The 12,802-nt window shown below is 61.7% G+C and carries 12 protein-coding genes; 9 read left to right on the top strand and 3 right to left on the bottom strand.

Annotated features, from left to right (window positions below; genetic code table 11):
- Positions 1 to 6: 6 nt before the first annotated feature.
- Positions 7 to 1,611: a peptidoglycan DD-metalloendopeptidase family protein gene (locus K3177_RS02450; protein WP_345725343.1), complete on the bottom strand. Its 1,605-nt coding sequence runs from the start codon at positions 1,609 to 1,611 to the stop codon at positions 7 to 9.
- A gap of 270 nt (positions 1,612 to 1,881) precedes the next feature.
- On the opposite strand from K3177_RS02450, the gene K3177_RS02445 reads away from it, so the two are divergent.
- From K3177_RS02445 to K3177_RS02415, 7 genes are all read left to right on the top strand, one after another.
- Positions 1,882 to 4,317, top strand: coding sequence for a helicase-related protein (locus K3177_RS02445; protein ID WP_221597425.1), 2,436 nt, complete (start codon positions 1,882 to 1,884; stop codon positions 4,315 to 4,317).
- A gap of 10 nt (positions 4,318 to 4,327) precedes the next feature.
- The gene (locus K3177_RS02440) at positions 4,328 to 4,585 is read left to right on the top strand and encodes an RNA-binding S4 domain-containing protein (protein WP_103024714.1); all 258 of its coding nucleotides are present in this window, start codon (positions 4,328 to 4,330) and stop codon (positions 4,583 to 4,585) included.
- A gap of 50 nt (positions 4,586 to 4,635) precedes the next feature.
- Positions 4,636 to 4,974: a ferredoxin FdxA gene (gene fdxA / locus K3177_RS02435; protein WP_103024715.1), complete on the top strand. Its 339-nt coding sequence runs from the start codon at positions 4,636 to 4,638 to the stop codon at positions 4,972 to 4,974.
- A gap of 252 nt (positions 4,975 to 5,226) precedes the next feature.
- A complete protein-coding gene (locus K3177_RS02430) occupies positions 5,227 to 5,760 on the top strand; it encodes a CarD family transcriptional regulator (protein ID WP_103024716.1) in 534 nt (177 codons plus the stop codon).
- Between the two features lie 161 nt (positions 5,761 to 5,921).
- Complete coding sequence (locus K3177_RS02425; RefSeq protein WP_221596833.1) at positions 5,922 to 6,659, top strand: head GIN domain-containing protein; 738 nt, start codon at positions 5,922 to 5,924, stop codon at positions 6,657 to 6,659.
- Between the two features lie 119 nt (positions 6,660 to 6,778).
- Positions 6,779 to 7,597, top strand: a complete 819-nt coding sequence (locus K3177_RS02420) for a head GIN domain-containing protein (RefSeq protein WP_221596831.1) — start codon at positions 6,779 to 6,781, stop codon at positions 7,595 to 7,597.
- A gap of 55 nt (positions 7,598 to 7,652) precedes the next feature.
- Entirely contained in the window at positions 7,653 to 7,979 is a 327-nt protein-coding gene (locus tag K3177_RS02415) for a hypothetical protein (RefSeq protein ID WP_103024719.1), read from the top strand.
- Here the strand turns inward: K3177_RS02415 and K3177_RS02410 are convergent, their stop codons facing one another.
- The gene (locus K3177_RS02410) at positions 7,980 to 8,909 is read right to left on the bottom strand and encodes an L-threonylcarbamoyladenylate synthase (RefSeq protein ID WP_221596829.1); all 930 of its coding nucleotides are present in this window, start codon (positions 8,907 to 8,909) and stop codon (positions 7,980 to 7,982) included.
- 46 nt (positions 8,910 to 8,955) lie between these two features.
- Between K3177_RS02410 and K3177_RS02405 the strand changes: the two genes are divergently transcribed.
- Positions 8,956 to 10,695, top strand: coding sequence for an acyl-CoA dehydrogenase family protein (locus K3177_RS02405; protein ID WP_345725342.1), 1,740 nt, complete (start codon positions 8,956 to 8,958; stop codon positions 10,693 to 10,695).
- Between the two features lies 1 nt (position 10,696).
- Here the strand turns inward: K3177_RS02405 and K3177_RS02400 are convergent, their stop codons facing one another.
- Positions 10,697 to 12,151 carry a PQQ-dependent sugar dehydrogenase gene (locus K3177_RS02400; RefSeq protein WP_221596825.1) on the bottom strand — a complete coding sequence of 485 codons (1,455 nt, stop codon included), beginning with the start codon at positions 12,149 to 12,151 and terminating at the stop codon, positions 10,697 to 10,699.
- A gap of 76 nt (positions 12,152 to 12,227) precedes the next feature.
- On the opposite strand from K3177_RS02400, the gene K3177_RS02395 reads away from it, so the two are divergent.
- The gene (locus tag K3177_RS02395; RefSeq protein WP_221596823.1) at positions 12,228 to 12,710 is read left to right on the top strand and encodes a GAF domain-containing protein; all 483 of its coding nucleotides are present in this window, start codon (positions 12,228 to 12,230) and stop codon (positions 12,708 to 12,710) included.
- The last annotated feature ends 92 nt before the right edge of the window (positions 12,711 to 12,802 follow it).

Raw genomic sequence — 12,802 nt, 5'->3', positions numbered from 1 at the left:
GCCGGGCTACTTCTTCGGCAGCGCAAGCCTGTCGATTTCGCGCACGGGCGCTTCGGCAGCGACTTCGGTGGCGGTCTGTTCCAGCTCGGCAAGCGCGGCCCCGGGCTCGACCGTCTTCATCTTGGCCAGAGTATCCTTGAACCGCTGCAGTTCAGCCCCCGCAAGCTGCGCCCGCGTCACATACTGGACCGATGCGGGATCGATGGCGCGCCCGTTGCGATACATCTCGTAATGGAGATGCGGCCCGGTCGACAGGCCGGTCGAGCCGACATAGCCGATCACCTGCCCGCGCCGTACATTCTGCCCGCGGTCCACGGCGATGCGGCTCATGTGGCAATAACGCGTATCGATGCCGCCACCGTGGCGCAGCTTCACCGCATTGCCGCATCCGCCAGCGCGCCCTGCCGACAGCACGCGGCCATCCGTGACTGCGACGATGGGCTGGCCGTGGCCCGCCTTGAAATCGAGCCCCGAATGCATCCGGCGATAGCCGAGGATCGGATGGCGGCGCATGCCGAAGCGCGAGCTCATACGACCCGGCACGGGCGCCATCAGGCCGCCGCGTTGCTCCCCGACACCCGATGCCTCGTAAAACTCGCCATCCTTGCCCCAGCGCATCAACTGGACGGCAGGTTTTTCGCCCCGGTCCAGACCCGCATAAAGCAACTGGCCCGCCTGCCGTTCGCCCGTGGCGGCACGGCGATGCGCGACGATGAAATCGAATGTATCTCCGGACCTGACTTCCCGGTCGAGGTTCACGTGCTGGCCCAGCGTCTTGAGATAGGCCTGAACGGCGCTCGCCGGTGCTCCCGCCGCTCGCGCCGAGCGGTACAGACTGTCGCCCACCACACCGCGTATCCGCAAAGGCGTATCGTCAACGCGTATAATCTTGCGGGTAAGTGAAAGATCGGCGCCATCGTGAAGGCGGCCAACGTCCAGTTCGAGATCGAACCGCGCGCGAAATGCGATCGACTGCAACGGCCGGGGTTGGCCAGGTGCCGTACGGCGCCCCAAGGTGATGTCGAACTGCGTGCCCGATTCCAGGTCCGACAGGGGGATTGCCCCTGCGACAAGCGCGGCTACGCGATCGGTGTCGCCCACGCCGACACCAGCCCGGCGCAGCATGCGTTCGAAGCTGTCGCCCTTGGCCAGCGTCGCGACCATCTCGATCGTGGGTCGCTCCGGCGCTGCAGCAAGCGGCGCGACGAGAGCGGTCGCCCCCATGTGGCGGCCACTGTCTGCACCGAGTCCCAGTGGCAGAATCATCTGGCTGCGAAACTCGTCGCGTACAGCATCATCGATATGCGCAGGTGGCGCAGCCTCGAGCGGTGCGAAAGTCGGCCAGAAAGCTAGAGCGGCCGCACTCAGGCCTAGAAAGGTTCCTAGCCCGCGGAACCAGCGTTTGCTGCCGATTTCACTGCCAAGGTCGGGTGCCAGGTCCAGTCTGGCGATGCGGCCCGAAAGGCGTTCGCGCATGGCGGACCACGAAAACTTGGGAAGAGGCAGGTTGGGCAGAATCTGGTCGTGCGCAAGCGCTGCGGCCGAGCCATTTCGCCCACCCGTCGCCGACTGCAGATCCGCTTCGTCACTGTCCGTATGGGACGTATACACGCCTGTCCCTCCGTATTGGCCGCCCGATGCGTGTTCGGTGCGACCCAATCCCGCTTAAAGAGCCTGTGCCCGCTTTGCCTGCCAAAACAAAGTAAAGACGGGCTTAACTTGCGGCCATGCGAGTCCGGATTGCGGTGAATCGAACTTCCGGCGCGCCGCACGGTTGCCCTGAGGCCCGCTCACTGCCACCTAGGGCACGTGCAGAGAAGCGCTATCAAGGCAGTCCTCGGACCCACCAATACCGGCAAGACGCATCTGGCGATCGAGCGCATGGCCGCGCATTCCAGCGGCTGCATGGGCTTCCCGCTTCGCCTGCTTGCTCGCGAAGTCTATGACCGCGTTCGCGCGATCAAGGGCGATGACGCCGTGGCGCTGATAACTGGCGAAGAGCGTATCGAGCCGAAAGGGGCGCGTTACATGTGTTGTACCGCCGAAGCGATGCCGCGCGATGGAGCGGGCGCCGCCTTCGTTGCCCTGGACGAAGCACAAATCGGAGCGGATCGCGAGCGGGGGCATATCTTTACCGATCATTTGCTCAATACGCGTGGGCGCGAGGAAACGATGCTGCTGGGCGCGGCCACGCTAGAACCGCTGGTGCGCCAGCTGGTGCCCGAGGCAGAGATTTCCGATCGTCCCCGGTTCTCCACCCTTACCCACATCGGGCCGCGCAAGCTGTCGCGCCTTCCGCCCCGAAGCGCGATCGTCGCTTTTAGTGCCGAGCAGGTCTACGGCGTGGCCGAAATGCTGCGACGCTTTCGTGGCGGTGCCGCGGTAGTGATGGGCGCACTCAGCCCGGAGACGCGCAACAAGCAGGTCGCCTTGTTCCAGAATGGCGAAGTCGACTACATCGTTGCCACCGATGCAATCGGCATGGGGCTGAACCTTGACGTCAACCATGTCGCCTTCGCCGGCCTGTCAAAATTCGACGGGGTCCGGATGCGCCGGCTTTTTCCCGCGGAAATGGCCCAGATCGCCGGGCGGGCTGGCCGTCACCAGCGTGACGGGACCTTTGGCACGCTCGCCGGGACGAACAAGCACGGCACGGCGCCCGAATTTACCGAAGAAGAAGTCTATGCGATCGAGGAACATCGGTTCGCGCCGCTCACCCACCTCTACTGGCGCGAGCCGGAACCGCGCTTCGATTCGCTTGCGACGCTGATCACGGATCTGGAGACACCGCCGGGTGATCCTGCATTGCGCCTTGCCCCGGAAGCCATCGACCTGGCCACGCTCAAGCGCCTGGCGGACGAACCGATTGGAGCCAATGTCCGGGGCGCAGGCATGGTGCGCCGGTTCTGGGAAGCCTGTTCTTTGCCGGACTTCCGTCAACGCGGCGCCGATGTTCACGCCCGTTTCGTCGCGCGATTATGGCAGGACCTTGCGCAAGGCTATCTCGGCGCCGATTATGTCGCGGCGCGCATCAGCGAACTCGACAACATGTCCGGGGACATCGATACGCTGCAGGGGCGGATCTCGGCGATTCGCACTTGGGCCTATATTTGCCAGCGACCCGATTGGGTGCTGGCGCGTGACGAAATGGCGTCGCGAGCGCGCGCCGTCGAAGCCAAATTGTCGGATGCGCTCCATGCGCGGCTGACCGAAAGATTCGTGAACCGAAGGACGGCGATATTGATGAAGTCGCTAGGACAGGATGCAGGCATGCTGCCGATTGAATTGAATGACAGTGGCGAGGTTAGCGTGGAAGGCGAAGTGCTGGGCCACGTTGAAGGATTGCGGTTTAAGGTGGATTCCTCTGCCCGCCACGAAGACCGGCGCATGCTTCTCGCGGCCGCGGAAAAGGCGCTGCCCAAATTGCTAGGGACGAAGGCTGACCAGCTGGTTGCTGCAGACATGGAAGGTGTCGAGCTGGCACGCGGCGCCATACGGTGGAAGGGCGAGGTTCTGGCCGAACTCGAACGTCGCGACGGGAGCATAAAGCCAGTGCTGAAACCCAGTCGTGAAGTGTCTGCATTGCCCGAAAATGCGCGCAACAATTTGATGGCCGGGCTGGAAAAATGGCTCGACAAGAAGCTCCAGCCTCTGGAGCCGCTTGAAAAGATGCACCATGCGGCAAGCAATCCGGATGCCGGGTCGCAAGCGCGCGCTCTGCTGCTCAATCTCATTGCCGGGCATGGTTACGTTACGCGCGACAGAGCGGGGATGGAGCATTTGCCCAAGGAGATGCGACCGTTCCTGCGAAAGATAGGGGTGACCTTCGGAGCCCTGGACGTCTTTGCGCCAGCCTTGCTGAAACCCGCCCCACGGCAATTGCTCAATATGCTCGGCGTGGATCGCAGACCTTTGCAGGAAGCGATGCTGCCGGTGATTGCGGAAACCAAGAAACTCCCCTCGGGCTATCGCGCCGCGGGTACGCAGGCCATCCGTATCGATCTGGCAGAGAAGATACTGCGCGCGGCGCATGAAACGCGGGCGAAGGCGCAAAGCAAGGACCGCAGACGCAAATTCGTGCTCGACTATGCCCTGCCGATATCCATCGGTTTGGAGGAAGATAACATCTCCCGCTTGCTAGGGAACGCTGGTTTTCGGGTGCAGAGAGCAAAGCCGCTGCCCGAAGGCCAATTCGGTCCGCCGCGACCCGATCGCTGGGAATGGCGGCCATCGCGCCGCAAACAAGAGCGACCTACCCCCGTGAAACCCCGTGAAGGGAGTGCCTTTGCCGCACTTGCCGATCTGGTGCGTACATGACGAGATACGTGTGAGGATCGACAGGCTGCTGTGCCATTTGCGCTTCACACGAACGAGGAGCGCGGCACACAGGCTGATCGACGAGGGCCATATTCGCCGCAACGGCGAACGCGTCAGGCGTTGTTCGCGCGACATCGTCGAGGGCGACATCCTCACCTTGCCGCTCGGTAACACGGTAAAACTGATCGAAATCCTCGCGTTGCCGGAACGCCGCGGGCCGCCCCGGGAAGCACAAGCCTGTTATCGGGAGCTTGACCCCAACGGATAATCCGCCCTAGCAGCGCGATCAGGCAAACAGTTCCAGGGATTACGCCACCAATGACCTATGTCGTCACCGACGCCTGCATCAAGTGCAAGTACACCGATTGTGTAGAGGTGTGTCCGGTCGATTGTTTCTACGAGGGCGACAATATGCTCGTCATCAATCCCAGCGAATGCATCGATTGCGGCGTTTGCGAGCCCGAGTGCCCCGCTGAAGCGATTCTCCCCGACACGGAAGATGGCCTGGAAAAATGGCTTGAACTGAACACCAAGTTCAGCGCCGAATGGCCCAACATCACCCAGTCGAAAGAACCGCCGGCCGATGCCGACGAGCACAAGGACGAAGAAGACAAGTACGACAAGTACTTCTCGGCCGAGCCCGGCGAAGGCGACTGATCGCTTGCGGCCGTTGCCGCTCTCAGTTGAACGCTGCATCCTTGCCAATTGCGATTCGCAATTTTGTTGCGGCTGTGCTATATAATGCAACAACTGAGCTGGCTTGCTCCCGGCCAGGTGAGATAATTGAAAGGGCACGCCGCTTCCAGCAACGTCACAACCGGGTTTACACTGCACTCTCGCATGGGTCGCAGTCGGGCCTTTCTTGACGCTGCTGCCTTCGCGCCGCGCTCCGACGAAAGGAAAGATTGCATGGCTAGCAAGCCTGATGCCTTCGACGTTGGCGATTACGTTGTTTACCCCAAGCACGGTGTGGGCCGTGTCATCGAGCTCCAGAGCGAAGAAATCGCCGGCATGCAGCTCGACCTTTATGTCCTCCGCTTCGAAAAAGAGCGCATGACGCTGCGCGTTCCGGTCAACAAGGTCGAATCCATCGGCATGCGCAAGCTGTCTTCCGACAAGACGCTCAAGGAAGCGATGGAAACTCTCAAGGGTAAACCCAAGGTCAAGCGGACCATGTGGAGCCGCCGTGCGCAGGAATACGAAGCCAAGATCAACTCGGGTGAAATCGTGCTGATCGCTGAAGTGACTCGCGACCTCTTCCGTCCCGACGATCAGCCGGAACAAAGCTATTCCGAACGGCAGATCTTCGAAGCCGCGTCCAGCCGGCTCGCGCGCGAACTCGCCGCAATGGAGAAGACGGACGAGCCGACTGCGCTCGAGAAAATCCTCGACGTGCTGCGCGAACATGCGCCGCAATATTACGAGAATGCCGAAGACGCGTAACGCGCTTGATTAATCGAACACGTAAGGGGCGCCATGCGGCGCCCCTTTTTGTTGGCGCCACTCCGGCCATAATCCGCCAATCGATTACATTTGTCGACGAACGCGTTGGACGTGGTTATTCCGCGGTGCGAATGATGCAGTCTGCAATTTGGAGACTGCACATGGTACGCACTTTGACGATAGCTGCACTCGCGCTGGCAACCGTTACCGCCATCCCGACAACGCCCCTGCTTGCAGAAAAGACATGGCGCTCGACACTGGATGACGGCCGCCTGATCGGCGAGACGAGCACTGCCACGCAGCGCTTCGAAAAGGTCACTCTGGCAGGCAACGACAGGGTGTCAGTCACGCGAGGCAATCAGTGGCGAATCCGCGCCTCCGGCAGCCCAGCCGTGCTGGCCGAACTGCGTTATGTCGTCGATGACGGGCAATTGGTCATCGGCCGCCGCTGGCGCCGCGAACCGATAAAGGGCACAGCCAGAATCGAAGTCACCGCGCCGTCGGTCGCCTCTGCCACGCTTGCTGGATCGGGCAATCTCATCGTCGATAGTATGAGCGGATCGGATATCGGCGCTACGGTCGCAGGCTCCGGTACGCTGGAGATCGGCCGGGTGAAAGCTACGCATCTGTCAGCAGCAATTGCAGGATCGGGCGATCTGAAGATCGCCGGCAATGCAGACGACAGCAGTATCATTATCGCCGGGAGCGGAGATATCGATGCAACCCGCCTTCGTGTCGGTCGATCGGCCGTATCGATCGCGGGATCGGGTGGTGCCAGGTTCAGTGCCAACGGCCCGGTGAAGGCAAGTATCGTGGGTAGCGGCAGCGCCATCGTCACGGGTACCACTGACTGCTCCCAGACCCGCATGGGATCTGGACGTCTCTCCTGCTCACGCTGAGCCGCATCCATCGTCGATCCAAATCGGATGACCGAATACATCTTTCCTGCCTTGATGATGATCGAGTACTGTATTATATCAGCAATACGGACTGCCGCAGCGAGAGGAATACTACCGCGATGATCCACCGAATTCTGAAAGGCCTTGCCCCGCTCGCAGCCTTGGCTGGAGCAGCACTTGTAACAGGGTGCGACAACATGAACATCCACATCGGTGATGGCGACGGTGTGCCGCTGGCTGAGCTGGATATGAGCGGTGCGGCGCCGACCGAACTTGTTCTTGCCGGACCGGACAAGGTAATTGTCACCGAAGGCGAAAAACTGGACATCGCCGTCTCCGGAGAAGACGCGGCAGTCGACGCGGTGCGTTTTTCGCTCGACGAGGGCTCTTTGGGCATAGGCCGCGCCAAGGATATAGGAAAAATCAGTGGTGTGGCCACCATTCGGGTGACGATGCCCAGCCTTACGGCGATGGTGCTTGCAGGATCGGGCGATATCGAGGCAGCCTCCATGCGAGGCAAAGCCGATGTCACCATCGCTGGATCGGGGAAAGCCAAGGTCGCCCGGTTCGACGCTGATTCATTGGATCTGACCATTGCTGGATCGGGAAGCTTCGAAGGCGCCGGAACCGTCGATATGCTGGATATGACCGTAGCCGGATCCGGGAAGGCCGATATGGCCGGGCTCAAGGTCGGCAATGCCGACATATCCGTTGCCGGCTCAGGCGATGCCGAATTCGCCTCGGACGGGAAGGTTGATGCCAGCATCATGGGCTCGGGAACGATCACGGTAAACGGCCGCGCAGACTGCACAGTTAACGCGATGGGGTCAGGCACGCTCAACTGCCGCGATATCCGGACGGCGACGCAGGAACAAACTGCACCTGACGCCCCTTCGAGCCCGACCGCGCCGGATGCTCCAGCAGCACCCGAAACGTAAGTTCATCGACGGCTCACGCTATTTAGGCTAGGCGGCGCGGCGAGAGGATTTCGCCATGCGCCGTCTAGCCTTAATCATTCTGCTGCCTGTGACCCTTGCCTTGCCCGGTTGCCTTGCAAAGACAGTGGTGGATGTTGCCACGCTGCCGGTGAAGGCAGTCGGCAAGGGTGTCGATATGGCCACTACCAGCCAATCTGAAGCCGACGAGAAGCGCGGCCGCGAAATTCGCCGTCGGGAAGCCCGACTTGCCCAGTTGGAACGGGACTACGACAAGCAGCTCGACCGCTGCAAGGATGGCAATCGCCGGGCCTGCGACGATGCGCGCAACAGTTACGCCGAGATGCAGCAGATCATTCCATCGATACCGGTCGAGCCCGAGTGATCAATCGGGCGGAGTGGCGGCACGGCGTAGCCGGTCGTTGATCGCAATTCCCACGCCCACTTCCGGAATTGCCGCGACCGCGATGCGAGGTTTGGCCGACAAGGCTCCCTCGTGAAGGCAGGCATAGAGGCGTGACGCCGCTTCCGTGAGATCACCGTTGTCCGACAACGAGCAATCGCCCGCCAGATCACCGAAGCCGATCAAGAACTCGTCTGGCGCAACTTCTGAAGCCATTAGCCGAACGGGCTTGCCCGGTGCGTAATGGCTCGCAAGCTGCCCCGGCGCTTCGATATTCTTTCCATCTGCCGCCGAGGCCGCGAGAAGTATGGGACCTGGGCGCAAAACGACGACATATCCATCCGCACGAACCGCCGCAATCGTCGATTCCAGGCCCTGCTCGCACACGCCGCCGTCGATCACCGCGTCGATCCTGCCGTCGAGCGATGCGAGAACATGTGCCGTCGAGGTCGGGCTGATGAAACCGCTGCGATTCGCGGATGGCGCGGCGATCGGCAGACCGCTATTCTCGAGCAAGGCGCGCATGACGGCGTGCGAGGGCATGCGTATCGCGACCGTTTCAAGCCCCGCTGTCACGGCCTCGGCAAGACCGGCATCTCGGCGGCGCGGGAGCACAAGGGTGAGCGGTCCCGGCCAGTGCTCTGCCGCCAGCTTCTCCGCTACGTCGGAAAAGTCGGCCAGCTTGCGCGCCAGTTCCAGCGATGCCACATGAACGATGAGCGGATTGAAATCGGGTCGACCTTTTGCGCCATAGATCCGCGACACCGCCTCGTCGTTATCTGCGCGCGCGGCAAGGCCATAGACCGTCTCGGTAGGTACGGCGACGAGACCTCCATCGCGCAATATCTGTGCAGCGCGTGTAATTTCGTGCGCATCGGTCCCTATCGTTTCCGTAACGTATTTGCCGCTCATGCCCGCGCGCTATATCTCGTTCGGCACAAAGCCAAGAGGATTACCCGTGACCTACACCCCCGCCACCCAGGACCAGTTGCTCGCCATCCGCGTAAACGCCGGAATCGCCGATTTGGCGAACAGCGAAAAATTTGCCGCCGCCGAACCGGATATGGTCGAGGCCATCGTGGCCGGCATTGGCGAATTTGCTGCTGGGGAATGGGCGCCCCTCAATCGCATCGGCGATATCGAGGGCGCAAAACTGGAGAACGGTGTGGTCCGCCTTCCTGACGGATTTGCCGAAGCCTATGCGCATTATGTCGAACAGGGCTGGAATGCCATTTCCGGACCCGTCGGGTTCGGCGGACAAGGCCTGCCGTTTACCCTGTCATGCAATGTTCTCGAAAACCTCGGCACGGCAAACATGGCCTTCAACCTGCTTCCAATGCTGAGCGTTGGCGCCATCGAATCGCTCGACCATCATGGCTCTGCGGAACTTCAGGAAAAATACCTTCCCAAACTGGTGAGCGGCGAATGGTCGGGAACTATGAACCTGACCGAGCCTCAGGCTGGTTCGGATGTCGGTGCACTGCGTACGACCGCCAGACCCATCTCGGAGGGAGAGCACGCAGGCAAATATCTGATCAAGGGTCAGAAGATCTACATCACTTGGGGTGAACACGATCTCGCCGAGAATATCATCCACCTCGTGCTCGCCCGGCTGCCCGACGCGCCCGAAGGTACCCGCGGTATTTCGCTGTTCGTGGTGCCGAAGTACCATGTGAAGGAGGACGGGTCGCTCGGATCCCACAATGACCTGCGATGCGTAAGCGTAGAGCACAAGCTCGGCATTAACGCCTCGCCCACCTGCGTTATGAGCTATGGCGACAATGACGAATGCATCGGCGAACTGGTTGGTGCCGAAAATCGCGGGCTGATGGCGATGTTCACCATGATGAACAATGCGCGCATAAATGTCGGCAATCAGGGGGTTCAGATCGGCGAACGGGCGACGCAGCAAGCCTTTGCGTACGCGCAAGAACGCGTGCAATCCGCACGCGCCGGATCGCCCAACAGATCATCAGTGGCCATCATCGATCATCCCGATGTCCGCCGCATGCTGCTACGCATGAAGGCCCTGACTGAAGGCGCGCGTGCGCTGCTGTATTATACGGCGGGACAGGTCGATCGCGGGACGCTGGGCGATGCCGGCGCCCGTATGCGCGGCGAGGTTCTTACCCCGCTGATCAAGGCCTGGGGAACCGATATTGGTATCGAAGTGGCAAGCCTGGGTGTCCAGGTCCATGGCGGCATGGGATTCATCGAGGAAACCGGGGCCGCACAACACTGGCGCGATTCGCGCATTGCGCCGATTTACGAAGGCACGAACGGTATCCAAGCCGCCGATCTCGTCACCCGCAAGCTCGCGCTCGACGATGGCGCTTCCTTGGCGACGCTGACGGCCGACGTTGCCCGAGATGCGCAGGACGAACCGACGCTTGCTGGGCTTGCTGCCGATTGCGACACAGTGGCGAAATGGATGCGCGCTGATGCCAGCGTGGACGATCGCCTAGCCGGGTCGGTTCCCTTCTGCACCATGCTCGCGGTGGCCGTTGCCGGATGGCAATTGCTGCGCCAGCTGCGGGCGATCAAGGCCGGCGCTGCGCCGGAGTTGGCGACCACAAAGGCCGCTAGCGTTCGGTTCTTTCTCGACCGGATCGTGCCCGAGGCACGTGGCCTAACCGCGGCAGCGACCGCAGGCGCCGAATCGCTTTACACGCTGACCGCCGAGCAGTTGGCGGGGTAGGCTATTCCGCCGTCACCCGGCGCGCGTAATCGTCTGCACCGAAGGTAGCTTCCTGTCCCCGCAGTTCGCGCTGCGGGGGCAAACGGTCACCGGTGATCCGGCCGATTGCGCCCTGCCCCTGTGCACCGGGGGCGAAGACACGCCAGATGATTCCGGCGGTGTCGTCGGACACGAGCAGAGACCCATCGCCCGCCCATTCGACCCAGGTCGGACGACCACGCGTCGTCCCATCGTCTTTGAGGAAGCCGGTCAGCACGGGCACGGGCTTACCGGTAGGGTTCCCGCGCTCGTCGAATGCAACATAGACGACGTCATAACCAGACGGCGGCTTGCGGTTCCAGGATCCATGCTGGGCGACGAATGCGCCGCTGCCGAACCTGTCGCCCATCTTTGCGCCTTCTTTACTAAAGACAAAACCGAGGGCAGCCACGTGCGGTCCCAGGGCATATTCGGGGGTACGAACGTAGTTGATATATTCGGGGATCGGATATTTCACGCGGCGATCGAAGTTGTTGCCGTAATAGACCCACGGCCAACCGTAATTCGCACCGATCGGCACATTGGTCAGATAATCCGGCACCAGGTCAGAACCGAGCATGTCGCGTTCGTTGACGGTGGTCCATAGTTCTCCCGACCATGGGCTGAAATCGAGCCCATTGGCATTTCGCAAGCCGCCTGCGAACATGCGCTGGCGGCCAGTCTCAAGGTCGATTTCCCAGATCAACGCACGGCCTTCTTCGACCTCGAGTCCCTTGTCGGCAATGTTCGTATCCGACCCGACAGCCGCGTAGAGGCGGTTGCCGTCGGGATGCAGCGCCAGGTTGCGCATCCAGTGTCCGCCCCCGGGCGCAAGATCGGCGATCTTGCGTGGCTGGCCCGATACACGAGTGGCCCCCAGCTTGTAAGGATAGGCAAGCACGGCGTCGTTGTTGGCGACGTAGAGCGTGCCATCACCCCAGGCCAGACCGGATGGAGAGTTGAGGCCATCCAGCAGTACCTGGCGAATTTCGGCTTTGCCATCGCCGTCCGCATCGCGAAGCAGAACGACCTGGTTCGGCGATTCTCCAGTGGCACCGGCGCGCGACATCAGCAGATTGGCAATCCATCCGGTGATACCGCCGCTCTCTTCGCTCTTCGGGGCGCGGGTCAGCGAAACGAGGATGTCGCCATTTGGCAGCGCCTGCAGGGTACGCGGATGATCCAGCCCTTCCGCAAACCGATTGACTGCAAGCCCTTCCGCAGCAGCGGGAACTTCGTTGGCAGCCCATCCCACCGGCTTGGCGACCGCGACAGTGGGAATGCTTTCCGCATTCGCTTCCTGCAATGTCGGGTCGGTCCCGACGACATCATCGAACGGAACGTCGGCCGTATCGCCGCGTGTGAGGAAATAACCCGCGACGGCAACGACCAGCAGGATGACAACGAGCGCGATGCCCAGTTTCTTGAGAATACTCATGCGCACCGGATAAGCGACCGCGCGCCGCGGAGCAATGGGGCTTGCGAGCAGCCAGTTCGCCGCTACATCGCCCGGCATGTACGATTTTCGCCCCGCTCCCGATACGCCCAAGCCCGAAACCTACCGCCAGCTGCTCGATGCAGCCGATGCGCTGACCGCGGGCGAACCGGACGCGGTGGCCAATATGGCGAATATCGCGGCCTTGTTGTGGGATTTCCTGCCGGATCTGAACTGGTCGGGTTTTTACAGGGTCGTGGACGGGCAATTGGTGCTTGGCCCCTTCATGGGTCGCCCGGCCTGTATCCGCATTCCGCTCGGTCAGGGTGTCTGCGGCATAGCTGCGAGCAAAGGCAAGACTCAGCTCGTAGAAGATGTACACGCCTTTCCCGGGCACATCGCCTGCGATGCGGTAACCAATTCGGAGCTCGTTGTGCCCGTTGCGCGCGATGGCCATGTCATTGCGGTGATCGATCTCGACAGTCCGAAACCGGCCCGCTTTGACTCTGAAGACGCCGCGGGCATCGAGGCCGTCGCCGCCATGTTATCTACGCGGATCTGACAACCCCTGCCCCATCACGGCACACCCGCGAGCGCGCTTTTGCGCGCGGGTTGGCGGCTGCTAACGAATGGCGATCACGAACGGGCTCGAGC

Source organism: Qipengyuania pacifica, from assembly GCF_019711555.1.
GTDB lineage: Bacteria > Pseudomonadota > Alphaproteobacteria > Sphingomonadales > Sphingomonadaceae > Qipengyuania > Qipengyuania pacifica.
The sequence above is the reverse complement of the archived record's forward strand: the minus strand, read 5'-3'. Positions and strand labels throughout refer to the sequence as shown.